This is a genomic window from Novosphingobium sp. BL-S-33 (assembly GCF_056857025.1).
In genome coordinates this window covers 1,320,424-1,343,253 of the sequence record NZ_CM166475.1, presented here as the reverse complement: position 1 = coordinate 1,343,253, position 22,830 = coordinate 1,320,424, and the positions used below count along the sequence as shown (strand labels likewise).

Here is a 22,830-nt window from a genome sequence, read left to right as displayed (position 1 = left end):
TTCCCGTTTTTCCGGGACGGTGGATGGTCTGGCACCCTTGTTGCTTAAGGCAAGCGATGAACCGCCGGGCAGTGCTGCCGGGCGGGGCCGCTAAGGATGGAGTGATCGATGCCAGTCGAATTCGTAGGCGGACTGTTTCCGCGCAATCAGCTCAATCCCTTCGGCGCTTACGGTCAGGCGCCGGATCTCGAATACTTGCGCGACCTTGCCCGCGCGCATGAGCATGCCGGGTTCGACCGGGTGCTGATCGCCAATGGCGGAGCGGACCCGATCTTCCTTGCCGCCCATGCCGCTGCCCATACCGAGCGGCTGGGTTTCATGATCGCGCATCGCCCCGGCCTTGTCGCGCCCACCGTCGCGGCCCGGGCTTTCGCCACGCTGGATCACACGACCGGTGGGCGCGTGCGGCTTCACGCGATCACCGGCTTCGCGGCCGAGCCGGAGCATGGCGAAACCTTGGTCGACAAGAACGAGCGCTATGCCCGGGCCGATGAATATCTCGAAATCATCCGCCGCTCCTGGACCGCGACCGAGCCTTTCGACTTTTCCGGCAAGTACTACACAGTGAAGGGGGCGTTCCTGCCGGTCAAACCCCTGAGCAAACCCTATGTCCCTATCTCGGTCGGCGGATCATCTGACGCGGCCTATCATGTCGCGGTCAGGCATTCGGATCTCTATGCCCTGTGGGCGGAGCCGCTGGCGGACACGGCGCAGCGCATCGCCAAGCTACACGTGGTCGCTGGCCAGCAGGGGCTAAGCGCGCCGCGCGTCAGCCTGTCGGTGCGCCTGATCCTTGGCGAGACGGACGAGCTGGCCTGGGCCAAGGCCCGCCGTATCGAAGCGCAGCTACGGGCCAACCACGGCGGTTCGCTACGCGGCGATCGCGGCCAGAGCGGCGGAGGGCAGCGCCAGCTTGCCTTCGCCCAGCAGGCTGAACGGTTCGACCGTGCGCTGTTCCTCGGCACCTCGACGGCGATCGGTGGGGGCACGGATTCCACGTCGCTGGTCGGCACGCCCGATACGGTCGTGGCAGCGCTGCTCGACTACTACGATCTGGGAGTCACGACGTTTCTGAGCCGGGGCTACGATCCCTATCACGATGCCGTTGAATACGGCCGCACCATCATTCCGGCGGTGCGGGAAGCGGTGCGCCGGCGCGACGACGAGGCAGCGATCCGGCTTCGCGCCTGATCGCATCGATTGATAGATCCTGACCCTGGCCATTGCGGACAAGGGCAAGGCGGCGTCCGCGGTGTACAACCCGGACTACCGCATCATCCAGAGTGAGAAGGGTCTACCCCATCGCGACTGGATGGCGCGCGGCGCAGCGCAGGTACGGCCGTCAATCCCTGTGCGGCCGGCACGCTGCGCCGCTTGGCGGCTGCCCGTCAGCCGGCTTGCGCCTCCGCGATCACGATGGCCAGCAGGCCGGGAAATCGCTCTTCCAGATCGTCACGCCGCAAGGTTGCCGCGCGGCTGTTGCCCCGATCGACCTGACGGATCAGGCCAGCATGGCGCAGCACCTTGAAATGATGCGTGAGCGAGGCCTTGCTGACCGGAAAGCCAAAGGACGCGCAAGTCCGCTCGGCGCCGTCCGGCAGAAGAGCCAGCGTGGCGACCACATGACGGCGCAAGGGATCGGCAATTGCCGAGAGAACCGTGCCCAGTTCCAATTCCTGCGCGGAAGGATGCCCGTCGCTATCAGGCATCAAGGTAAGCCTTCCATATTACCTTCTCCATAGGTATGCTTATGATCATACCTATGGAGATTGTCATGTCCAAGACCGGAATCGACCTGCCGCTGCCCCAGCCTGGTGAAACCGGACCATACGCCCTGACCGGCACCGCGCGGGCCAAGACGGGCCGAGCCGATGCGCTGGAGGAACGTCTGGTGGCGTTGGTGGCCCCGACCCGGCTGGAAGAAGGCGCTCTGGCCTATCACGTCCACCGGGACCGAGGGGACCCGCTGCAGTTCCACTTTTACGAAGTGTGGCGTTCGCGCGCGGATCTGCAGGAGCACCTTGCCATGCCCTATGTCGCTGCGTTCCTTGCCGACAGGGCCGATTATCTCGATGGCGATCTGGATATTATCTGGCTTCGGATGGCCAGCCCCTATCCGGCAGAAGGCGTTCGCACCCTATCGTGATGGACCGGCAAGCGGATCAGTCGGTCAGTTTGCCGTGCGAATCCGCCTCGCCCTTTCGCCAATAGCCCGCGGCCTTGGTCCATTCGCGCGGATGGCCGCGCTCGGCGGCGAGGTAGTCGCGCACGACCCTGGCCACGGACGTTTCCGCCGCGATCCAGACGAAGCCGTCGCCTGTCGGCAGCGCGATATTGCGCAGGGCGGAGAGCAGCGCTGTGGGATCGTCTGCCTGATCGCTGGGCCGGTGTACCCAGATCGCGCTGTGCCGTGTGGCGGTAGTGAGGGTCTGCTCCTCCTCCGCCGAAGTCACGGCGACGACGCTGATCGCCTCGACGCCAGCTGGCAGTTCCTCGATACGGCGGGCGATGGCAGGCAGCGCGGTCGCGTCGCCGATCAGCAGCCACCAGTCGAACGTCGGCGAGACGACCGCCGAACCGCGCGGACCGCCGATTTCGATTTCGTCTCCGGTCTGGGCCGCAATGGCCCAGCGGGTGGCCGGGCCGGCTTCGTGGACGGCGAAATCGATGGTCAGTCGCCGGGCATCGCGGTCGTAGGCGCGGGGTGTGTAATCGCGCTTTTCCTGCCGGTCACCTTCTTCGGCGGGAAGGAACAGCTTGATATGATCGTCTGCGCCCAGGCTGACGAAATCCGCCAGTTCCTCGCCCGTCAGCACGATGCGGATCATGGCTGGGGTGAGGTGGGCCTTCTCGGCCACGGTAAGGCGCCGGCGGCGGGTTTCGTGACGGTGACGGATAATTTCATGCTTCATGCGGCGGTGCTCCGAAAGGCTCATGCAGGGAGGTAGCGGCTGACCTCGATACCCGTGCCCACGGGCAGCAGGATGCTGGACATGCCGGGCAGGGCGCGCACGGCGTCAGCATAGCGCTGCACGTTTTCGCCGCCGGGACGGATCATGTTGTCGGCAACCACGATCGCGCCGGGATTGAGCTTGGGATAGAACGCTTCGAGGCAGGGGACGTAGAGGTCCTTCCAGAGATCGAGCAGCACGAAATCGATCTTTATGTCGAGCGCCGTGATCAGTTGCACGGCATCGCCGACGCGGAAGTCGATGAAGTCCGCCAGCCCCGCTTCCTGTGCTTTTTCTCGGGCATGGGCGGACTTGTAATCCTGAAGCTCAAGCGTGATCAGCCTGCCGCCAGAGGCACGGGCCGCGTCCGCCAGCCAGATGCCCGAATAGCCGTAGGAGGTGCCTATCTCGAGTATCGTCGGCGCTTCCTGACTGCGGGCGAGGATGTTGATCAGGCGGCCCGTTTCCGGCCCGACAGCCAGCAGGCGCTCGTCGATATCGGCGCGGGAATCCGGACGCGGCAGGGTACGCTCCCGTTCGATACGGGCGTGATACCCATCCAGCACTGCCGAGACGTTTGCATCCATATTTCTGTTCTCCGGCCGGGACCTTGCGGTCGTTTGACGATTGGGCGCGCATGGCTTGGCTACGCACCCCGCCGGTAGAACCTATCGCCATCCAAGATGGCGTCAAGATATATCGCAATATTATTTTATGATGCGTCCAGTGCAGCATCACCGGGGGGAGGATGGCCTGGTGATGCTGCGCTGCACGACATCCGTGGCGCTGCTGCCGAAAGTGGGAGATCAGAAATTGACGCCGAATTGCGCCATGATCGATCGTCCGCGCGTGGGCTGCAGGAAGGTGTTGGTCGATCCGGCTAGGCCGCTCACGAAGTTCAGCTGGTTGGTCAGGTTCTGCACCTGGATCGCCGCGTTCCAGCGCGGCTGGCGATAGAACAGACCAAGGTCGAGGTTGTAGCTGGTGGGAACGCGTACCGTCTTGCTAAGATTGAGCCACCAGGGGCTGGTCAGCCACCCTGAAAGCTCTGCGCCGAAGCCTGAAGGATGGCGCCAGTCGATATAGCCGCTGAGGTTGTATTTTGGGATCTGCACGGCATCGTAGCGGCCGGCGGGAAGCTGGTTCAGCACGTTGTTGTCGCTGAACACGGTGCCGTTGTCGGGCACGAAACCGCGCGGGGCGAAGCCGATTTGCGTTGTATATTCGTTGTAGGCGGTCAGGTAGTTGAAGTTGATGCCGGTACGCCAGGCTTCGCTGGGCTGATAACGCAGGGTCGTTTCGATGCCCTTCACGATAAGACGGGCGATGTTGTTGAACTGGTCCGGGCTCTGGTCGCGCGCCTGCCGGAAGCCGGCCAGCGTGAAGAACAGCTGGTTCGCGATTGGCTCGGCCTTCAGACCAACCTCGTAGAGTTCGCTCAGGCTATCGAACTGGAGCGGATTGAGCAGATTAGCAGTGGCGCCGCTGCCCCAGCTTAGCCCGTTCGCAAAGCCGCCGGTATTGATTGCGATGGAGCGGTCGTAGGTGAAGTAGATGGTCGAATTTGCGGTAGGCTTCACGTAAGGGCTGACCTGAACCGAATAGAGCTTGTATAGCCCGCTGTCCGCACGGTCACTCCCGCCCGGCTGAACGAAGGGGTTCTTGATCGAGGCATCGACCCAGCTGTGACTCGCCCCGGCGTTGAGGCCGGCAAAGCTCCCAAACTTGAGGTTGTGCTGGGTGAAGATCGTGGTCGTGCTCCATTTCGATTGCGACGTGTAGGATGCCACCGATTCCGCGTAGAAGCCGTTCCCCGCATAGTACATCGGGGGCAGGTTGAGCCAGCCGAGCGAGCTGGAATACTGCGGTACGCCGGCCGTTCCGATCCATGCCGCGTTGCCGCCATTGGGGTTGGACGCGGTAAGCCCCAGAAGATCGCCCGGATTCTTGGTGGAGGGATCGAGCGTCAGATCGTAGGCGTAGATCGTCGTGCCGAAACTGTTGTTCGCGGCGATCGAACGGTTGGTTTCGTGACGGTAGATCACACCGGTATTGCTGTCGTCGTCGATGCCGAGGCCGAACAGATTTGTGAAACGGTGGCGCAGTTCGAGGCGGTTGTCGAAGATGCGATCGCGCGATTGTACCTGAAAAGATCCGACGGCGTCGGTGGTATCGTTCGAGCGCTGGTAGAAGGTGCTGTTGACCAGGCTGGTATTCTCGTTGAATTCGTAGTTCAGGTGCAGCTGGGCGGTGATGCGCTTGGCGGTGTTCTGGTCTTCAGCGCGCTGCGAGCGCTGGGGTGACAGCTTGACCAGTTCGTTGCCCGCCAGCGTTGGGTCGTAGACCCAGCCGCGCACAGTGCCGGGGCGGCTCTGGGTATTAGGCGAGCCGGACTGGAACGAGCCGGGGACGACGACATACTGACCGTTGGCGTTGCGGGCACGCTGCACCCACCCCAAAGTCGCCGAATCCGCGGCGCCAGACGCTAAGACGGGCGACCAGTAAGTCGCGCCGTTCTGGATGATCGGTGTCGCACGGCCGGCATGGTAGAGACCGTTGTCGACCAGTTCCTGCGTGGCGCGGTTCCAGCCGTGGGTAACGTTCCAGTCGTAATAGTTGTCGTAGGAGAGGTTCAGGTCCGCGTGGAACTGACTGGTCGGCCGCCAGGCGAGAGCGCCGTAGAACGCGTAGTAGTTGTTCTTGACGTTGTCGTAGTAGTCGTCCTGCTTCTGGACGGTCACACTGGTACGATAGGCCAGAGTATCGCTGATCGGGCCGGTATCGTCACCCGTAATGGTGAAGGCGAACTTGCTGTCGCCATCGGGAATGAGCGTGCCGATGCGCGTTGTCAGGCTGGAACGGCGCTGATCGAAATCCGGCTTCTTGGTGATGTAGTTGATATAGCCGCCGCTGCCCGTCACCGATCCGAAGATCACCGAGGACGGCCCGGCGACGATGTCTGCCCCTTCGTAGGCATTGAAGTTGGCCGGGTGACGCACGGAGTAGCCGCGCTGCCCGTCCTGGAAGATCTCAGTGGCCTGCCCGCGCAATTGTGGCGCGATGCCCGCGTTCTGGCCGCCGCCACGGGTGATTCCAGGCGTATACTTGGCGAGATCGTCGGAACTAAGGATGATATCCTTGGTCAACTGTTCGGCGTTGATTTGCGTAACCGAGCGCGGCGTATCGAGGATGCTTTCGCTGGTGCCGTAGATCGATATCGGCGCGCGTGTCGGCAGGATCGAGGTGTCCTTCTTCAGCCGATCGCCGTTGACCGTAATCGCGTTGTCCGAACCTTCCGCGCCATTTTCCGGCGCGCTTTCCATTTCTTCGCCGCCCGCTGCAGCCACATCACGGCCGTTTGTTGCGCTCGCCCCCGCTACTCCCGGAGCGGCGAGGCCGAGAACGCTGATGCCGAGAAGATACTTGGTGACGCGCATTAACTGCTCCTGCTTCAAGCCGGTCGACCCGGTGCTTTTTGCGGGTGAAGCCGAACGCCCCTGTTGCGCGTCCTTGTGGATGGCCACCCCCTTGCAGCTCTCAAAGCAAAGCGCGTGCCAGAGCGATTTTATGCGAAATATCAATGGAATCGATTGTGATATCTGGTGAATTGCGCGCAACAATGCTGCGCTTTGAACAGTCGAGCGGGCGCCGCGGCGACGCCATCGCCCAGTAAACAAGGTGCAATGAGCAATATAGGGTCTGGCCCGGGTCTTGCTTCTCGTCAGGCAATGGCGGGCAATGCGCGCGAAATGCAGCAGTTCGCCATGGCAGCAACGGCAGCGCCGTCACGATCGAAAGGATGAACGCACATGGCAGTCAAGATTCTGTGGTATCTCACCGCGCCCGATGGCGTAGTCCCGTGGGAGGAGAAGGGGCGCTGGGATACCGGCTTCGATCATCTCCAGCAACTTGCCGCAACGATAGACAAGCTGGGCTTTTACGGCGCCCTGCTGGCGACGGGATATGGCGGCAACGACGTGCTGACGGTGGCGGCCGCTACCCTGGCGGCAACCCGGCGCATGACATTTCTGGGCGCGGTGCATCCGGGGCTAATGTCGCCTGCGAAACTTGCGCAGATCGCGCTGACCATCAACAATTTCTCGGGTGGTCGGCTGGCACTCAATGCCGTCAACGGAAATGACGCAACCCAGCAGGCCTATGGCATGCATCTCGCCCATGACGAGCGCTACGATTACAGCCTCGAATACTGGCGCGCATTCAAGCATGCCTATTCCGGCGCGCCCGAGGGATTTCATGGCAAGTACATCCAGCTCGCGCCGCCGCCGGGCCGTGGCTATCGCCCCGCACATGAAGGATCGGAGCGCGATCCGGTGCCGCTTTGGGGCGCTGGCACATCGGCGCCCGGCGTGGCGCATTCGGTGCAACTGCTCGACACCTATCTCAGCTTTGCGGATACGCCGCAGCGACTGGGCGACAAGTTCCGCCGGGTCGGGGCCGAGGCGGCCAAACTGGACCGCACGCTCGATTACGGTACCCGCCTCCAGATCATCGTGCGCGAGACCGAGGAGGAAGCCTGGGACTATGCACAGTGGCTGGTCGATCAGACCTCGCTCGATTACGCGCTGCAGTCGCTGAAGCGTCAGTTGCCGCCGGGCGAAACGCTGGAAACCTATCGCAGCGCGGACGATCGGGTGAACCGCAACCTCGACGCGATCCGCAGCGGCCGGCTGCCCAAGGCGCGCGATTACGAGATCTATCCGAATATCTGGACGGGCCCTGCTCTGCACGGTTTCGGCCTGCTGGGGCCGGGCGCCGGCACTACGCTGGTCGGCAGTGCGGAAAACGTCGCCGCCCGCATTCGCGAGTTCGAGGCGCAGGGGGCGAAGTCCTTCATCCTGTCCGGCTGGCCGTTGATCGAGGAGGCTCACCGCGTCGCGCACTTGCTGTTCCCGCTGCTGGAACTCGATCACGGTTTCGAAGTGTCGCTGCTCAATGCCCGCCGCGCGTCCGCGCTCGCACCGGTCGTCTGAAGGAGAACGCAAGATGACGATTACTTCGACAGCCCCGGCGGCCACCCCGTCTGCCGGAACCCTGACGGCGGAAGCGCTCGACCAGATTTTCACGCAGGCCCGCAGCAACCACAGTTTTGTCGACCGTCCGGTCGATGACGCAACGCTGCACGCGCTCTATGACCTGACCAAGCTGGCGCCGACCGGCTTCAACGCGCAGCCGGCACGCTATGTCTTCGTGCGCAGCGATACGGCAAGGCAGCGGTTGGCACCCGCGCTGTCGGGCAGCAACCGGGAGAAGACGCTGGCGGCACCGCTGAATGTCATCGTCGCCTGGGACAGCCGCTTCTTCGAGCATTTGCCCGCGCTACTGCCCGGGAGGGACGTGTCCGCCTTCTTCGTGGAAGAGGAGCGCATCCGTTCGGCGGGGGTATTCAATGCGGCCTTGCAGGCGGCGTTTCTGATCGTGGCGGCGCGTTCGCTGGGCCTTGATGCGGGACCGATGACCGGGTTCGATGCCGCCGCGCTGGACCGCGAATTCTTTCCCGATGGACGCTGGCGATCTCTGCTGCTGCTCAACCTGGGATATGGAGACCGCAGCGCGATCGGTGAACGCGGGCCCCGCCTCGCTTTCGAGGAGGCGGTGCAGATACTGTGACTTAAGCCGGAAGGGCCGCGCACCGTTTCGCGGCCCTTCCGGCAGCCACCGTCCTGCTGCCCCCAGTCAGGACGGTGCGAAGTTCAGGACGGTGCGAAGTTCAGGACGGGGCGAAGATCAGGCGGGCGCGAATTCGCGGGTGTATGAACGCCCCTGTTCCAGTAACCCGGTGCGCTTCCATTGGAGGTCCAGAGCGCCTTCGGTATACGCCTGCGCGCCGCCAATCTGGGCTGCGATGGCCTGCAGACGCGCAGATTCCTCGATCAGCAGGATAAGCTGCGCGGTTTCGGCAATCCCCTTGCCCCAGAAGTTCGCGCCGCCATTGCTTTCCAGAAGGCCCGGTGGCGGCGCCAGATCGGGATAGGCGTCCAGCCGCGCGCGGATCGTGTCAAGCACGCTGACCCGGCGTTCGAGATGATTGGGGATTTCGCGTGCCAGCAAGTGGCGCTGGGCGGCGACGTAAAGGATCGGGAACGGCTTGTGCGCCAGCGACCATGCGGCAAGATGCGGGGTATGCGCATGGATCAGCGTGTTCGCGCCCAACCGGTCTTCGTTCAGCACGGATTCGGGATGATCCGAGAAGCGCGAGGTGGCGACCTTGATGCCGTTTTCGCGCGACCATGGTGCGGGGAAACGCAGGGAAAGCAGCAGGTCGCGTCCCGGCACGCGTTGGGCGATGTTGAAGATGAGGCTGGCGGTCAGCGTGCCGCTGTCCTTCAGGAACCGGAACGCGTGGGCGGCCTCGTCCGCGGCGCGGGCGATATAGTCGGCCAGTTCGGCATCGTCGGCATGATTGTCGGCATGGCTCATGGGTCGATCTCCCTTATTCGGCAGGAATGTGGTTTGCAGCACGGTTTTCGGCGGCGACCAGTGCAGTAGCTTCTTCCAGCGGACCGCGATCGATCCACGCCTCGACATCGAAATCGGCGGCAAGGAAGCCCCAGGCGAGCAGGAAGTCCTTCTGCGCCGAAAGGCCTGCGATATACGCATCGGTCAGTTTCGGGTGCAGGCTGGTGGCGTAGTGCGGGAAAGTGGCGGCAATGGTTCGGCGGTCTGATCGGCCGTCCTCGCGGGTGAGGGCATCGAGCGCTTCGCCGGGATTGGCCTCTGCCCAGTCCGCCGCGCGGATCAGCGCGGCAATGTAGCGCACCACCAGATCGCGGTGCTCGGCCAGGAAGCTGCGATGCACGGTGAGCGGGCGCGGGGTGCCGTTGTTGATCCGGCGCAGCGGATCGGGCTGGTCGGTCAGCCGCACCAGTTCGCGCAGGCGCTCGGCGTGTTCGTTGTAGAGCCGCAGCCCCGAGGACTGGCGCAGGAACACGGCGTCCACGCGCCCGTCGAACAGGGCATCGAGTTCCGCCGCGCCGGAACCGCGCGCCTGATCGGTGCCCGGCCCAGACCTCTGTGCCGCCGTCTGTACCGATGTCCGTTCCACCGGCACATCCACGAAGGTGACGTCCTCCGCCCCCAGGCCGGCGATGGCAAGGGCGTTGGCGAAGCCGTGGAAGTTCGCGCCGCGCTGAAAGTCGATGGAGATGCCGGCGTAAAGCGGAACCGCCAGTCGCTTGCCCCTGAGTTCGGCCAGCGAGCGGATGCCGCTGTCCGTCCGCGTTACGATCGACTGGAACTCGTCGACCCAGCTGATCGCCAGCACGACGGTATCGGCGCCGTTGGCCCGTGCCCAGATCGGGGGAATGTTGCCGCCTTCGCGGAACATCGCGGGAATGGAATGGTCGAAGTGGCTTTCCCGCACTGTGCTGTCACGGGATTCCTGAAGCGAGCGGAGCACGGCACCGCCGGCCGCGAATTCATCGTGCAGGAAGTTCTGCTGGATCGCGATGGTGGATGCCGTCGCGCCGCCGCAGCGGGTGAACCAGATTTCGGTATCGCTCATCAAGGTCTCCTGTGGTGGTATCGGAATGGGATCAGGCGCGGCGCCACAGCGCGTCTGTGCGCCACGCGGAAAATGCGGTGCGGTCGGGCGTGACGCCGCCGATCGGACGGGCGCTTGCGTCCTGGTTGTTGGCGAAGCCCCAGATCAGCAGGCCGCCGCGATCGTGCTGGATGCGCTGCGCCTCGCCGACGAGGGCCTTGCGCTTGCCGGCATCGGGCTGCGCGGCGGCTGCGGTGACGAGGCGGGTGAATTCGGGATCGTCGAAATGGGTCCGGTTCCCGGCCGATCGCGGGCCGTCGTGCTGTTGCAGCGTCAGCAGGACCGGGCGCGAGACGCCGACGACGGTGCTGAAAGTCCACGCATTCTTGTCGGGGCCGTTGAAGATGGAATCGTCCACCAGCCTGATCTTCACATCGACCCCGGCCTCACGCGCCTGCTGGGCAAAGACGATGGCCGCGTTTCCGCCCGCGCCCGCCGTGGTGACGAGTTCGACGGCAAGGCCGCCGCCGTGCCCGGCCGAGCGCAGCAGGCTGCGGGCCTCGGCAAGGTCGCGCCGGCGCTGGGGAATGGCGTGGTCAAAGGTGGGATCGCTGGGCGAATAGAGGTCGTTGGCGACGCGGCCCTGGCCGTGTAGCACGCGGTCCACCAGTTCCTGCCGGTCGGCGATCAGGCGGAAGGCTTTCGCCACGCGCGGATCGTCGAACGGGGCCCTCGACAGGTTCATGGCGAAGCCGTGCCAGGCGTCGGTTTCGGACGAAACCACCCGGAACTGGTCGGACGATTTGAAGAAGGCAAGCTGTTCGAAGCCGATCGTCGGTGCGACGTCCACCTGGCCCGTCTGCATCGCCTGCAGCCGTGCGATGGGGTCTTTGAAGTCGATGATCTCGACTTCGTCCAGATAGGGCTGGCCGGGCTTGTAGTAGTTCTCGAACCGGCTGAACACCGATCGCTGTCCGGGCGTGAAGCTCTTCAGGCGATAGGGGCCAGCGCCGACCGGATTGTTCACCGGGTCGTAGTCGATCGGTACGATCCCGCCCCAGCTCATCCACAGTTCGGGCAGGGCGGCAAGGCCGTGGCCCGGATCGAAGGGAATCCGCACGGTCAGCGGGTCCAGCGCGCGGACCTCTTGGCGGCGGAGCGAGGGCAGGTAGGATCCGTAGGGAGAGGCGAGCTGCGGATCGGTGAGCCGCCGGATGGAGAACACCACGTCCTCGGCCGTGATCGATTTGCCGTGATGGAATTCCAGTCCCTTCTTTAGGCGGATCGTCCATTCGGTGGCGTCGTTGTTCACTTCGGCGAAATCGGCAAGGGCAAGGCCGGGATTGGCCTGCCGGTTCCATTCCCACAGCTTGCTGTAAAGCGCCCAGCCACGGAATGAACCGGTGCCGAGCGGCTTGTGCGCGTCAAGGTTGCCGGTCTGCGCGCCGGAAATGATGGCGATGCGCGCCTTTCCGCCGCGCCGCGGAGGCCCCTCGGCAGAACCGGTGTCGGCCTTGTCGGTCCCGCAGCCGGAAAGCAGCCCTGTGCCCAGCATCAGTCCGCCCGACAGCACGGCGCCACTGGCCAGAAATGAACGGCGAGACGATCCGGTCATTGCGCGGCTGTTCGCAGGCAATGGGCGGTTTCGGGCAGGGGTAGGGACACGGACGCTCTCCTCGAATGACGGTACGAAGGGGAGGAGCAAGGGGCGTGCCAAGCACGAAAATCGGAGGTTTCCGGGGCGTGATGCGAGAGGAGGAGCCGATGCGAGCTGTGGGTTTCGCACCTTCCCTGCTGGGTTTGAAACACCCACGCCAGAGCGAATTGGAGGGCGGTTCATCGGGTCGGAGTCATGGGGCGGAACGTGGCGGAGACCGCGATCGCGCAACCCGCGCGTCTAGTGTGCCTGGACCTTTTCATCTCGGCTCCGGCCCGGTTCTTCCCCCTCAGTCGGTCGGGCCTTCCCGCAAGTCCCCTGGCCTATGCCCATCGCCATCCGGCTATTCGCATGGGACGAGGGACAACCACGCCTAGTTCCGCAAGGACGCCCTCGACGCCGGCCCGATACTTTTGTTCGGCTGCGTTTCTCCTCCGGCGTAATCCCGCGCTCGCCAGCGGGGGCGGTACTATATCTGCTGCGATCGTGCTTCGCGGACCGCCCTGCGGGAGCTTGCGCAGAACCGCCCGCATGCTGGTGATTTCTGCGCAAGGTGGGCACGCTGGCAGGACGGTCCGCGCCAGCGAGATCGGGAAAATTCGTCAGGTTCGCGATGCTGGCACGGTTGCTGCTTTGGAAAGCGGTGAACCATCTGGAGTGCCGTCATGACCATCGAGTTCTTCGCCCGCCTGCCTCTGCACGGCGAGACGCAGTACATTCCGGGAGACAATCGCAATCGCGGCGACTGGAACCGTCAACCGCAAGCCAGCACCGGCGCGGTGTCCTCGTCCGAAGTGGGCGACGATTTCGCCTATATCGACTATCTTTCGCAAGTCGCCCGCGCCGCCGAGATCAATGGCTTTTCAGGCGCGCTGCTGGTCAATGCGCCGTTTGGGGACGAGCCGTGGATCGTTTCGGCGGCACTAGCGCGCGAGACGAAGCGGCTGCGCTTCGTGGATGCCTTCCACCCGGGCCATTTCAGCCCCTGGCAAGCGACGCAAATGGCCGCGAGCTTTCAACGGATCAGCGGCGGGCGTCTTGTCTGGAACGTGATCCAAGGCGGTTCGGACGGCGTGCTGCGCGCCAATGGCGAACCGCTGCCCCATGACGAGCGCTATGCCCGCGCCATCGAATTCCTCGATCTGGTGAAGGGGTTCTGGACCAGCGAGAGCTTCCACTACAAGGGCCGCTATTACGAGGCGAACGGCGGCGGGCTGCGCGGCCCGCTGGCGCGTGCGCCGATCCCTGCGATCTGCTCGGCAGGCACCTCCGACGGCGCCAAGGAACTGGCCGCCAAGCATGCCGATTACTACCTCGTTCTGGCGGAATCGCCTGAACATGTTGCCCGCAACATCGCCGATGTGAAGGAACGTGCCGCAAAGTACGGCCGTGCCGATCAGATACGTTTCGGGGTTTCGGTCGATGCCATCGCCCGCGAGACCGACGAACTTGCCTATGCCGAGGCCAAGCGCTTCTTCGACGAGGGCGTGCGCGCTGGGACCGTAAAGGCAGCGGCGGAACGCTCCACCCAGATGTCGGACACCAACCGCGCCCGGTTCGAACGCTATAACGGGCGGGAGGTGAACGACTTCGACGATCTGTTCGTGGAGCCGCACTTGTGGGGCGGGTTCGGATATATCGGCATTCCGCCGGGCTTCGCATTCGTTGGCAGTTACGAGAATGTCGCCGCCAAGATCCGCCAGTTCGCCGATCTCGGCCTCTCGTGGTTCTTCCTCAACGGCTATCCGCATCTGGAAGAGATCTACCGGCTGGGTGAGCATGTCCTGCCGCGTTTCCGCGCGCCCCGGCTGGCTCTGGCGGAATCGGACGGCGGCGAGCAGGAAGTGCCGCTGGTGTCGGGCGGCGGCCTTGCCGCGCGCGGCAACGGTTGAGGGGCGGGGCAATGAGCAGCGTTATGGACGACCTCAGCCAAACCGGCCTAACCCGTCGCAGCCTGATCGGCGGCGCGGCGGGTGCGGCGCTACTGCTGTCCGGCTGCGGCCGCAGCGGCGAGAGCGCCAGCGAAGCGCCTGCGCAGCCCCGGCGCGGGGGGAGGCTGCGGCTCGGCATTCTCGATGGTGAGCGATCGGGCAATCTCGATGCGCACAAGCCGCTCGGCCTTGGCAGCACGATCCGCGGCTTTGCCATGTATGCGAAGCTGTGGGAGTGGAGCGACGAAATGCTTCCTCAGTTGGCGCTGGCGGAATCGGTGGAGCCGAACCGCAACGCCAGCGCCTGGGACGTGCGCCTGAGGCCCGGGCTGGAGTTCCATAACGGCAAGACGATCACCGCCGAAGACGTGGCCTTCTCGATCCGGCGCATCACCGATCCGCAACTGGCCTCTCCTTACGGCGCGCTGGTCTCGCCGGTGGACCGGGACGGGGTGAAGACGCTCGACGAGCGGACCGTGCGCATTCCCATCCGCGAGGGCCATGGCTTCGTCGCGCTGCCGGAAACCTGGACCAATTTCGGCGGCATCGTACCCGTGGACTATCATGCGGTCACCAACCCGGTGGGCGCGGGGCCCTACCGGATCGACAAGTTCGAACCGGGTCAGCGCGCCACGTTCAAGCGATTCGACAATTACTTCAAGCCGGGCAAACCCTATCCTGACGAACTGGAGATCATCGAATTCAAGGACCAGACCGCGCGCATCGCCGCGCTGCTGGCAGGGCAGATCGATCTGGCCAATGCCATCCTGCCCGAACAGGCCGGACTGATCCGGCGGGACAGTCGGGCCCGCATCCTCGTTTCGCAGACCAACGGCTGGCAGTCCTTCGACATGAACACGAAGGAGGGACCTTTCGCGGATGTCCGCGTGCGGCAGGCGTTTCGCCTGCTGGCCGATAGGGATGAACTGGTCCGCCGCGCGCTGCAGGGCGAAGGACGGGTGGCCAATGATCTCTACGCGCCGCAGGATCCGACCTTCGACCATGCTATTGCGCAGCGCCGGCAGGATCTCGATCAGGCGCGCAGCTTGCTGCGGCAGGCCGGGCAGGATGGGTTGCGCTCCGATTTGGTGGTCGGCCCGACTTATGTCGCCTCTGCGCTGGTGTTGGCCGAACAGGCGAAGCGGATCGGCGTGGACTTGCGGCCGAGGCAGGTGGACGCGGCGACGTTCGCAGGCCCAGCCCGGCGCGGCTGGCAGATCAGCACGGGGGGGACGCTGGGCGTGCCATGGCTGTCCACCGCGTTGCACATCGATGCGCCGACATCGGTGGGGAACAAGACCAACTTCAACGATCCGGCGTTCACGCAGCTGTTCGGGCAGGCGCTGGCCGAGCCGGACCTCGCGGCGCGTTCGGAGCTGGTTCACCGCATGCAGCGGATCCAGCACGATAGCGGCGGTCTGCTGATCTGGGGGTTCGCCAATACGCTGGACGGCGTGGGGCCGCGCGTCGGCGGGATAAGGGCGGAACGCTCGCACTTCCCGACCTGGCGCTTCGACCGGATGTGGGTGTGAGCATAACCCGACAGTGATCGTACCGTGGCTGCGCAGATTTGCGCAGATTTGCGCAGCCACGGCACAGCGCCTGCCAAAAGCAGCGGATCAGCGCGCTTGGCACGGCCCTTGCTCTGCTGGAGGCATAGTGGAGTTCCAATGACCGACAACGTTCACACGATCGGCGAGACCGCAACGGCGCGTAACCTCGACCGCATTCTTTTTACGCGCTGCCCGGTGCCAACCGCGTCGGGGATCGCCCATTCGCTCGGCTGGCTGGAAGAGGAGTTCGCGCGCGACGGACTGCGCGTCGAAGCCCTTCAGGACAAGCCGCGCGCCATGCGGGCGCATCATAACGAGCATGATCTGCACGGTCTGTTCCGCGAAGGGGGCAATATTCCCGCGCTCGCCACCCGGGCCAGGGGCACCCAGACGCGGGTGATCGGCCTAACTTGGATCGATGAGTGGCAGGCGATCCTTGTCCGCCGTGAGACCGGCCCGATCGAGCCCGCGCAGTTGGCGGGCATGCGGATCGCCCTTCCGGCCTGGAACGTTACACGCGGCGGCAGTATCGCGCGAGGCATGTCGCTCGCCGGCATCAAGGGGGCTCTGGGTATCGCCGGGCTGACGCTGGAGGATGTGACTTTCGTCGACGTACCGCTGGCGTCGCCTTCTGAGGATTCGGCCGTCAACCTTGCCCGCATGTGGTCGGGCATTGAGGCGCTGGCGGCGGGCAAGGTGGATGCGGTCTACGTCAAGGGCGCATCAGCGGTCGACGCGGCGCGGCGGGCCGGTGTTGTCGTAGGCATCGATCTCGATGGCTATCCGAGCCGCCATACCCGCGTGAACAACGGCACGCCGCGCCCGATTACGGTGAGCCGCGATCTGCTGGACAACCATTTCGATCTGGTCGTGCGCTTCCTTGAACAGACGCTGCGCGCGGCCGACTGGGCGGAGCACAATCTGCCGGCGCTGCGCGGCATCCTCCAGAGGGAGACGTATGCGGGTGCCGCCGATGTGGAGGCGGCCTACCGCAACAATTTCCACCGCGCGCTGCACCCGGACTTATCCGAGGAACGCGTCGCCCTGCTGAAGCAGCAGGCCAACTTCCTGTGGCTCCACGGCTTCCTCGAGCACGACGTCGATGTCGATGCGTGGATCGACCGCAGACCGCTGGCACTCGCTCTCGAACGGCGCGCCCGCGCGCATGCCGCCTGATTTACCTGAGGAGAAACACCATGGCTTCCACAGTTCAGACTCCCTCTGCTTCGGCCCCCTCCGCTCCAACCGGGGAAAAGCTCAATTCGGTCGTTCTCGATTTCGCCAACGATGTGGTGGCCCAGTCCGCCGAAATCTTCCGCGCCTATCGTGAGACCGGCACGATCACCGCCAACGGCACCGTCGGTTTCATCGAACGCGTGCCCGGCGAGGACAAGATCGTCACCGTCAACCTGCCGCATCCTTTCGACCGCAGCATTCACAGTGACAAGCCGCTGAATTTCTCGGTCACCGGGCTAGACGGTTCGGCGTGGAAGGGCCGTCCGAACGGGCGCTACCTCAAGGTGTTCAACCAGAACCCGACGATCACCTCGCTCAGCCACGTCCATTCGCCCAACCTTGGGGCGTGGGCCCAGACCCATCGCACTCTGCCGATCAGCTACGTGCCGGTGCAGCGCTTCCACCTTGCCCGCGAACTGCCGGTCTATATCGATCGCCGGCAGGACGAATCCGATTTCATCAACGAAACGCTGGCCGAGAACCCGTTCACGCCCGCGATCATCGAAGCCAATGGCGGCGCCACCGTCTGGGGCTGGAAGGGGCTGCGCGATCTGGCCGAATTCATTCTGCTGCTGGAAGAAGGCGCCGATATCCAGATCAAGGCGCAGGCCCTCGGCGGCTCGCGCACTTATGGGCCTGGCGTACTGCGCCAGCAGTGGAAGATGAGCAACCGCTACGAAGAGGCGCGTTCGCTCGGTCTCCTGCCTGTCACCGACCTCGACTGAACCAGGAGGCGCCCCCCATGATTTCCCCCCCGTCCCCCGCCGCCCGGCCTCGGCCCGTTAAGCTGCTATGGTATCTGACGGCTCCCGACGGCCCATATCCCTGGGCCGAGGAAGGGCGCTGGCAAACCGGCTTCGACCATCTCGAACAGCTTGCCGTTACCATCGACAGGCTGGGCTTTTACGGGGCGCTGCTGGGGTCGAGCGCGTATGAGAGCCTTGCCGTCGCCGCCGCGATGATCCCGGCGACCGAGCGGATGAAGTTCCTCGTCGCCCAGCACCCCGGCGAGCTTTCGCCGGCGGTGCTGGCGAAATACGCGCAGACTTTCGATCATTTTTCGAACGGGCGCCTGCTGTTCAACGTGGTCAACGGCAACGATGCCGGTCTGGCCGCGCTGGGCGTGCACTATCCGCATGACGAGCGGTATGACTTTAGCTTCGAATACTGGGATGCCTTCCGCAAGGTCTATGCCGGGGACCGGGCCGGTTACGAAGGACAGTTCGTCAAGCTGGCCCCGCGCGCCGAAGGCGGCGCGCCGATGAGCGTCTGGTCGGGCCCCTATCAGCCAGCCGGCGTGCCGCTGTGGGGCGCTGGCACCTCGGCGCCGGGGGTGGCGCATTCGGTGAAGCTGCTGGACGTCTATCTTAGCTTTGCGAACACGCCGCCGCTGCTGGGCGACAAGTTCCGCCGCGTCGGCGCGGAAGCGGCCAAAGTCGGCCGAACTTTGGAATATGGCACGCGCCTTCAGGTGATCGTGCGCGAGACCGAGGAAGAGGCCTGGGCCCATGCCGAATGGCTGCTCCAACGTTCGTCGGTGGAACATGCCCTGCGCTCCATCCGCATGCGGTTGCCGTTCGGCGAGACGCTGGAAACCTATCGCAGTCCAGACCCGCAGGTGCAGCGCAATATCGACCTTGTGAAATCGGGCCGCCTCCCAAGCGCGCGCGATCTGGAGGTCTATCCCAATGTCTGGGTGGGGCCGGCCTGGTTCGGGTTCGACATCATGGGGCCGGCAGCGGGGACCACGCTGGTCGGCAGCGCCGAGAACGTCGCCGCGCGCATCCGCGAATATGCCGAGCAGGGGACCGGTGCCTTCATTCTTTCCGGATTTCCGTTGATTTCCGAGGCGCACCGGGTGGCGGAACTGCTGTTCCCGCTGCTCGATCTCGATCACGGTTTCGATGTGCCCGCGCTGCGCGTTGGTCAGCCCCGTGCAGCCGCAAACGGTGCGCTAGCTCAGGCAATCCCGGTCCCGGAGCCGGAAAAGGCGCCGGCCTGACGCGGCGCGGCACGCGCGAGCCTGAAAAAGCGAAGATCCAGCAACGGGTGAATGCGATGGCGACGATCTATTCTTCCCCGGCCCTACAAGAGGCCGAACGACGCGAGGCGGAACCTGTCATCAAGGATGCCGGAGCGGCGCGCGCGCGGCTTGCGCTCCCGGCCTGGCTCCCCTGGCTGGGCGGGCGGATTCTCTCGGGGCTGGCGACCTCCTTCGTCATTTCCGTGCTGGTTTTCGCGGCCACGCAGGCGCTGCCTTCCGATCCGGCCCGCGTGATCCTTGGCCCCGATGCCACTGAAGACAGCATTCGCGTTTTGCGCCACCAACTGGGGCTCGATCAGCCTATATCGATCCAGTATGCGAGATGGGCCGGCAACACGCTGACGGGCGAGTTTGGCGAGTCTCTCGATTCCAGCGTGCCGGCGGGCAAGATCGTCGGGGACCGCTTCGAGAATTCGGCAGCACTGATGGCGGTCGTGCTGGTCCTTGCAGTGCCTCTGGCGTTTCTTGGCGGTGTGGCTCTGGCGATCCGGCGGGATAGCCGGTTCGATCGCTGGACGATGAACGCGATCATCCTGTTCAAGGCGCTGCCAGCCTTCGTGCTGGCAATCGGACTTATCCTGCTACTGTCGACCACGGTGTTTCCCATCCTGCCGGCGGTGTCATTGCTCGATCCCGGCGTCTCGCCTTTTTTTCAGCCTGCCTATCTGGCGTTGCCGGCGCTGACGTTGATCCTGACCGTTGCGCCGTTCCTGCTACGGCTGGTGCGTTCGGCCATGATCGAGACGCTGGAGGCCGAATACGTGGCCGCCGCCAGGCTGCGCGGTATCCCTGAATGGCGCATCATCTGGGCCCATGCGGTGCCGAATGCGCTGGTGCCGGTGATCCAGGGCATTGCGCTCACGAGCCGACTGCTGCTGGGCGGCGGGCTGATCGTGGAAGTGGTGTTCAGTTATCCCGGCATCGGCAACGCCCTCAACGCCGCAATCGACACGCGTGACGTTCCGGTGATCCAGGCGATCACGCTGACCATGGCGGTGGGCGTTGTCGTGATCAACCTCCTTGCCGATGTTGCGACGGTGCTGGTGACACCGAAACTGCGCACTTCTCCGCGTCCACGTCTGCGCGCGGGCACGCGGGCAAAGCTCAAACTGAAGGCAGGCGGCGTATGACTTCGGGGCTTTCTTCCTTACGCCACGATCCGCAGGCGCGTCTTGGTTTCACGTTTGCCGCGATCGTGCTGGTGATTGCTCTGCTGGGCCCGCAGGTCGCGCCGCAATCGCCGCTGGCGCTGGTCGGCCCGACCTATGGCCTGCCCGGCGGGGGAGCGCTCTTGGGCTACGACTATCTCGGCCGGGACGTCCTTTCGCGCTTGCTGGCCGGCGGGCGCTCGGTCTTGTGGATGAGCTTTGCGGCATCCGCGATCGCGCTGGCTTTCGGCGCAGTCATCGGCATTGCGGCGGGGCTGTCGCGGCGTCGCATCGACCATGCGGTGGTCTGGGCAACCGACGTGCTGCTGGCCTTTCCCGATCTGATCCTGGTGCTGCTGGTAGTATCCATGCTGGGCCGCGCGCCCTGGCTGATCGTGCTGACGGTGGCGGTTTCCTTCGTGCCCGGCGTGATCCGGCTCGCCCGCGGCGTGACGCTGGGCGTGGCATCGCAGGAATATGTCGAAGCCGCCAAGTTGATGGGCTATCCATGGTGGCGGGTGGTCCTGCTGGAAATCCTTCCGAATATCGGGACACCGCTGCTCGTCCATCTCGGCATCATGCTGACCTGGGCGGTCGGCGTGCTCTCCGGCCTCAGCTTTCTGGGTTACGGCGTCGCGCCGCCGGCAGCCGATTGGGGCCTCATGATCAACGAGAACCGAGCCGGGCTGATGATCCAGCCGTGGGCCGTGCTGGCCCCGGTAGCAATGATCGCCTTCTTCGCGCTGGGCACCAATTTGCTTGCCGAAAGCGTCGCACGGGCCGGAGCACGGATCCCTTCCCGTCGCGGCCTGAAATCACGAGCACGCACGCAGATGCGCGGAATCAAACGTCGCCAACGGGAGAACCGGGCATGAGCGTCGTCCCCTTCGTGAAGACCTTGCTCCAGGTGCGGGACCTTGCCGTCTCGCTGGAGGATGGCACGCCGATCGTCGAAGATATCAACTTTTCCGTCGCACCGGGTGAGATCGTCGGGGTGGTGGGCGAAAGCGGCTCCGGCAAGAGCAGCATTGCCACGGCCCTGCTTGGCGATGCGCGGGCGGGGGCGGTAGTATCGGGCGGTTCGGTGATGGTGGATGGGCGGGATATCGTCTCGCTGGACGCTGCGGGGCGCCGCCGGATGCGGGGTTCCGTGATCGCGCACGTGGCGCAGGATCCCGCGCTGGCGCTCAATCCCATGCGCCGGATCGGATCGTTGCTCGATGAGGAACTGCGGGTTCACCAGCGCGAACTCGGCCGGCCCGAGCGGGAGCAGCGGATTGCGGAGGCTGCCGCCGATGTCGGTCTGCCGGCCAACGCGGAATTCCTTCGCCGCTTTCCGCATCAACTTTCCGGGGGACAGCAGCAGCGGGTCCTGCTGGCGCTAGCCGTCCTGCTGCGGCCAAGGCTGATCGTCCTCGATGAGCCGACCACTGCTCTCGACGTCAGCACGCAGGCGCGTGTGCTTGCGACGATCCGTGACCTGTGCCGCACGCGCGAAATTGGCGCAGTCTATGTTTCGCACGATCTGGCCGTAGTACGCGAACTGGTGGACCGGGTAGTCGTACTCTACGCCGGGCAGATCGTCGAAAGCGGATCGCGCGACCAGATCTTTGATGCGCCGACGCATCCTTATACGCGCGGTTTACTGGATGCCGTTCCGGACATTTCCGGAAGGCACTCGGTTCGGGCCATTCCCGGTCATGCGCCGGCGCTGACGGAGCGCGGTGAAGGGTGCGCCTTCGCACCGCGCTGTATCTTGCGCAGCGCGAGTTGTAACTCGCGGCCGGTGCTGCGCGATTTCGGCGACAGGCGGCTGGCGGCCTGCCACCATCCGATCCGTGCGAAGCGGGACGAGGCGCCCGTTTCCCTTCAAAACGGGGGGGCGGGAGGTGGCTCGACGCCGCCGGTGCTCGCGGTCATCGACGGCATTTCTGCAAGCTATGGGGATAATCAGGTCCTGTTCGATGCCAGCCTCGTGCTGCCCAGGGGCCAATGCACGGCACTGGTGGGCGAGAGCGGTTCAGGAAAGACCACTTTCGCGCGCGCGCTGGTGGGCGCCGTGGAAGACGTCGACGGCGTGTTCACCTATGATGGGCAACCGGTTCCGCTCTCTGACGAACGCAGCAAGGAACTGCGGCGGCGGATCCAGTATATCTTCCAGAACCCGTTCCGCGCGCTCAATCCGCGCCAGACCGTGGGGCAGATCCTGCGCACGGCGGCGCTGCACTTCTTTCCGATCCGTTCCGCGGATGCCGACAAGGAAGTCGCGCAGGTTCTGGAGCGCGTGGCATTACCGCCCGACCTGGCGGGTCGCTATCCGCGCGACCTGTCGGGGGGAGAGCGACAGCGGGTGGCGATCGCGCGCGCCCTCATCTGCCAGCCCGAACTGCTGATCTGCGACGAGGTTACCTCCGCGCTCGACGTATCGGTACAGGCCGCGATCATCGACCTGCTTCGCCGTCTTCAAAAGGAGTCTGGGCTGACGATCCTGTTCGTGACCCACGATCTGGGGGTAGTACGGGCGGTCTCTGATTTCGTGGCGGTCCTGCGCCATGGCCGCATCGTCGAGCACGGGGAAAGCGAGCGCGTGCTGGACCGGCCAGAGCATCCTTATACCCATGCGCTCGTGGCAGATTCCCCGCGTTTGCGGGATACGGCAGCGTAACCGCATCAGGCTTGAAAGCCCAGCTTTCGGGCGCTCAATAATTCTCAACTGTTTTAGTAGACAATCTGTGTTAGCCTCGTTCTCGACAAGTGGAAGCGGACCACCGCACTGGCTTGAATGCTAGGAGCGACAAAAGTGGGACCT

19 protein-coding genes are annotated in these 22,830 nt (G+C 64.6%); 12 read left to right on the top strand and 7 right to left on the bottom strand.

Annotated elements, in window-relative coordinates:
• The first annotated feature begins 108 nt into the window (after positions 1-108).
• Positions 109-1,191, top strand: a complete 1,083-nt coding sequence (locus AC1VVM_RS22570; protein WP_482956578.1) for an LLM class flavin-dependent oxidoreductase — start codon at positions 109-111, stop codon at positions 1,189-1,191.
• Between the two features lie 197 nt (positions 1,192-1,388).
• On the opposite strand, the gene AC1VVM_RS22565 is transcribed toward AC1VVM_RS22570, so the two are convergent.
• Positions 1,389-1,709: an ArsR/SmtB family transcription factor gene (locus AC1VVM_RS22565; protein WP_482956577.1), complete on the bottom strand. Its 321-nt coding sequence runs from the start codon at positions 1,707-1,709 to the stop codon at positions 1,389-1,391.
• A 65-nt stretch (positions 1,710-1,774) separates the two neighbouring features.
• On the opposite strand from AC1VVM_RS22565, the gene AC1VVM_RS22560 reads away from it, so the two are divergent.
• Positions 1,775-2,146 (top strand): putative quinol monooxygenase, encoded by a 372-nt coding sequence (locus tag AC1VVM_RS22560; protein ID WP_482956576.1) that lies wholly within the window; start codon positions 1,775-1,777, stop codon positions 2,144-2,146.
• Between the two features lie 16 nt (positions 2,147-2,162).
• Here AC1VVM_RS22560 and AC1VVM_RS22555 read toward each other — a convergent pair whose 3' ends face one another.
• The 3 genes from AC1VVM_RS22555 to AC1VVM_RS22545 all read right to left on the bottom strand — a co-directional run bounded on the left by AC1VVM_RS22555 (position 2,163) and on the right by AC1VVM_RS22545 (position 6,388).
• A complete protein-coding gene (locus tag AC1VVM_RS22555; protein WP_482956575.1) occupies positions 2,163-2,912 on the bottom strand; it encodes a siderophore-interacting protein in 750 nt (249 codons plus the stop codon).
• 20 nt (positions 2,913-2,932) lie between these two features.
• Entirely contained in the window at positions 2,933-3,538 is a 606-nt protein-coding gene (locus AC1VVM_RS22550) for an O-methyltransferase (RefSeq protein ID WP_482905953.1), read from the bottom strand.
• Positions 3,539-3,757: 219 nt separating this feature from the next.
• A complete protein-coding gene (locus tag AC1VVM_RS22545) occupies positions 3,758-6,388 on the bottom strand; it encodes a TonB-dependent receptor (RefSeq protein ID WP_482956574.1) in 2,631 nt (876 codons plus the stop codon).
• 372 nt (positions 6,389-6,760) lie between these two features.
• Here AC1VVM_RS22545 and AC1VVM_RS22540 point away from each other — a divergent pair, with 372 nt between their 5' ends.
• A complete protein-coding gene (locus tag AC1VVM_RS22540) occupies positions 6,761-7,942 on the top strand; it encodes an LLM class flavin-dependent oxidoreductase (RefSeq protein ID WP_482956573.1) in 1,182 nt (393 codons plus the stop codon).
• A 13-nt stretch (positions 7,943-7,955) separates the two neighbouring features.
• Positions 7,956-8,579 carry a malonic semialdehyde reductase gene (locus AC1VVM_RS22535; RefSeq protein WP_482956572.1) on the top strand — a complete coding sequence of 208 codons (624 nt, stop codon included), beginning with the start codon at positions 7,956-7,958 and terminating at the stop codon, positions 8,577-8,579.
• A gap of 117 nt (positions 8,580-8,696) precedes the next feature.
• On the opposite strand, the gene AC1VVM_RS22530 is transcribed toward AC1VVM_RS22535, so the two are convergent.
• The 3 genes from AC1VVM_RS22530 to AC1VVM_RS22520 are packed head-to-tail and all read right to left on the bottom strand — an operon-like array spanning position 8,697 to position 12,067.
• A complete protein-coding gene (locus AC1VVM_RS22530) occupies positions 8,697-9,389 on the bottom strand; it encodes a class II aldolase/adducin family protein (RefSeq protein ID WP_482956571.1) in 693 nt (230 codons plus the stop codon).
• 13 nt (positions 9,390-9,402) lie between these two features.
• Positions 9,403-10,473: an aliphatic sulfonate ABC transporter substrate-binding protein gene (locus AC1VVM_RS22525; protein ID WP_482956570.1), complete on the bottom strand. Its 1,071-nt coding sequence runs from the start codon at positions 10,471-10,473 to the stop codon at positions 9,403-9,405.
• A 31-nt stretch (positions 10,474-10,504) separates the two neighbouring features.
• Positions 10,505-12,067 (bottom strand): ABC transporter substrate-binding protein, encoded by a 1,563-nt coding sequence (locus tag AC1VVM_RS22520; protein ID WP_482956569.1) that lies wholly within the window; start codon positions 12,065-12,067, stop codon positions 10,505-10,507.
• Positions 12,068-12,774: 707 nt separating this feature from the next.
• On the opposite strand from AC1VVM_RS22520, the gene AC1VVM_RS22515 reads away from it, so the two are divergent.
• The 8 genes from AC1VVM_RS22515 to AC1VVM_RS22480 all read left to right on the top strand — a co-directional run bounded on the left by AC1VVM_RS22515 (position 12,775) and on the right by AC1VVM_RS22480 (position 22,686).
• On the top strand, positions 12,775-14,001 hold the full coding sequence (locus AC1VVM_RS22515) for an LLM class flavin-dependent oxidoreductase (RefSeq protein ID WP_482956568.1): 1,227 nt from the start codon (positions 12,775-12,777) through the stop codon (positions 13,999-14,001).
• Positions 14,002-14,012: 11 nt separating this feature from the next.
• Positions 14,013-15,572, top strand: coding sequence for an ABC transporter substrate-binding protein (locus AC1VVM_RS22510; RefSeq protein ID WP_482956567.1), 1,560 nt, complete (start codon positions 14,013-14,015; stop codon positions 15,570-15,572).
• A 138-nt stretch (positions 15,573-15,710) separates the two neighbouring features.
• The gene (locus tag AC1VVM_RS22505; protein ID WP_482956566.1) at positions 15,711-16,769 is read left to right on the top strand and encodes an ABC transporter substrate-binding protein; all 1,059 of its coding nucleotides are present in this window, start codon (positions 15,711-15,713) and stop codon (positions 16,767-16,769) included.
• Positions 16,770-16,789: 20 nt separating this feature from the next.
• Positions 16,790-17,554, top strand: coding sequence for a class II aldolase/adducin family protein (locus AC1VVM_RS22500; protein WP_482905943.1), 765 nt, complete (start codon positions 16,790-16,792; stop codon positions 17,552-17,554).
• A gap of 17 nt (positions 17,555-17,571) precedes the next feature.
• Positions 17,572-18,831: an LLM class flavin-dependent oxidoreductase gene (locus AC1VVM_RS22495; RefSeq protein WP_482905942.1), complete on the top strand. Its 1,260-nt coding sequence runs from the start codon at positions 17,572-17,574 to the stop codon at positions 18,829-18,831.
• Between the two features lie 56 nt (positions 18,832-18,887).
• A complete protein-coding gene (locus tag AC1VVM_RS22490) occupies positions 18,888-20,003 on the top strand; it encodes an ABC transporter permease (protein WP_482905941.1) in 1,116 nt (371 codons plus the stop codon).
• On the top strand, positions 20,000-20,896 hold the full coding sequence (locus AC1VVM_RS22485) for an ABC transporter permease (protein ID WP_482905940.1): 897 nt from the start codon (positions 20,000-20,002) through the stop codon (positions 20,894-20,896). The genes AC1VVM_RS22490 and AC1VVM_RS22485 overlap by 4 nt, the downstream gene beginning before the upstream one ends.
• On the top strand, positions 20,893-22,686 hold the full coding sequence (locus AC1VVM_RS22480; protein ID WP_482956565.1) for a dipeptide ABC transporter ATP-binding protein: 1,794 nt from the start codon (positions 20,893-20,895) through the stop codon (positions 22,684-22,686). Before AC1VVM_RS22485 ends, AC1VVM_RS22480 begins: the two co-directional genes overlap by 4 nt.
• The last annotated feature ends 144 nt before the right edge of the window (positions 22,687-22,830 follow it).

Bases quoted from the DNA above. Each gene is read 5' to 3' on its own strand.
- AC1VVM_RS22570 (WP_482956578.1), top strand. From the start codon at position 109: ATGCCAGTCGAATTCGTAGGCGGACTGTTTCCGCGCAATCAGCTCAAT.
- AC1VVM_RS22565 (WP_482956577.1), bottom strand. From the start codon at position 1,709: ATGCCTGATAGCGACGGGCATCCTTCCGCGCAGGAATTGGAACTGGGC.
- AC1VVM_RS22560 (WP_482956576.1), top strand. From the start codon at position 1,775: ATGTCCAAGACCGGAATCGACCTGCCGCTGCCCCAGCCTGGTGAAACC.
- AC1VVM_RS22555 (WP_482956575.1), bottom strand. From the start codon at position 2,912: ATGAAGCATGAAATTATCCGTCACCGTCACGAAACCCGCCGCCGGCGC.
- AC1VVM_RS22550 (WP_482905953.1), bottom strand. From the start codon at position 3,538: ATGGATGCAAACGTCTCGGCAGTGCTGGATGGGTATCACGCCCGTATC.
- AC1VVM_RS22545 (WP_482956574.1), bottom strand. From the start codon at position 6,388: ATGCGCGTCACCAAGTATCTTCTCGGCATCAGCGTTCTCGGCCTCGCC.
- AC1VVM_RS22540 (WP_482956573.1), top strand. From the start codon at position 6,761: ATGGCAGTCAAGATTCTGTGGTATCTCACCGCGCCCGATGGCGTAGTC.
- AC1VVM_RS22535 (WP_482956572.1), top strand. From the start codon at position 7,956: ATGACGATTACTTCGACAGCCCCGGCGGCCACCCCGTCTGCCGGAACC.
- AC1VVM_RS22530 (WP_482956571.1), bottom strand. From the start codon at position 9,389: ATGAGCCATGCCGACAATCATGCCGACGATGCCGAACTGGCCGACTAT.
- AC1VVM_RS22525 (WP_482956570.1), bottom strand. From the start codon at position 10,473: ATGAGCGATACCGAAATCTGGTTCACCCGCTGCGGCGGCGCGACGGCA.
- AC1VVM_RS22520 (WP_482956569.1), bottom strand. From the start codon at position 12,067: ATGACCGGATCGTCTCGCCGTTCATTTCTGGCCAGTGGCGCCGTGCTG.
- AC1VVM_RS22515 (WP_482956568.1), top strand. From the start codon at position 12,775: ATGACCATCGAGTTCTTCGCCCGCCTGCCTCTGCACGGCGAGACGCAG.
- AC1VVM_RS22510 (WP_482956567.1), top strand. From the start codon at position 14,013: ATGAGCAGCGTTATGGACGACCTCAGCCAAACCGGCCTAACCCGTCGC.
- AC1VVM_RS22505 (WP_482956566.1), top strand. From the start codon at position 15,711: ATGACCGACAACGTTCACACGATCGGCGAGACCGCAACGGCGCGTAAC.
- AC1VVM_RS22500 (WP_482905943.1), top strand. From the start codon at position 16,790: ATGGCTTCCACAGTTCAGACTCCCTCTGCTTCGGCCCCCTCCGCTCCA.
- AC1VVM_RS22495 (WP_482905942.1), top strand. From the start codon at position 17,572: ATGATTTCCCCCCCGTCCCCCGCCGCCCGGCCTCGGCCCGTTAAGCTG.
- AC1VVM_RS22490 (WP_482905941.1), top strand. From the start codon at position 18,888: ATGGCGACGATCTATTCTTCCCCGGCCCTACAAGAGGCCGAACGACGC.
- AC1VVM_RS22485 (WP_482905940.1), top strand. From the start codon at position 20,000: ATGACTTCGGGGCTTTCTTCCTTACGCCACGATCCGCAGGCGCGTCTT.
- AC1VVM_RS22480 (WP_482956565.1), top strand. From the start codon at position 20,893: ATGAGCGTCGTCCCCTTCGTGAAGACCTTGCTCCAGGTGCGGGACCTT.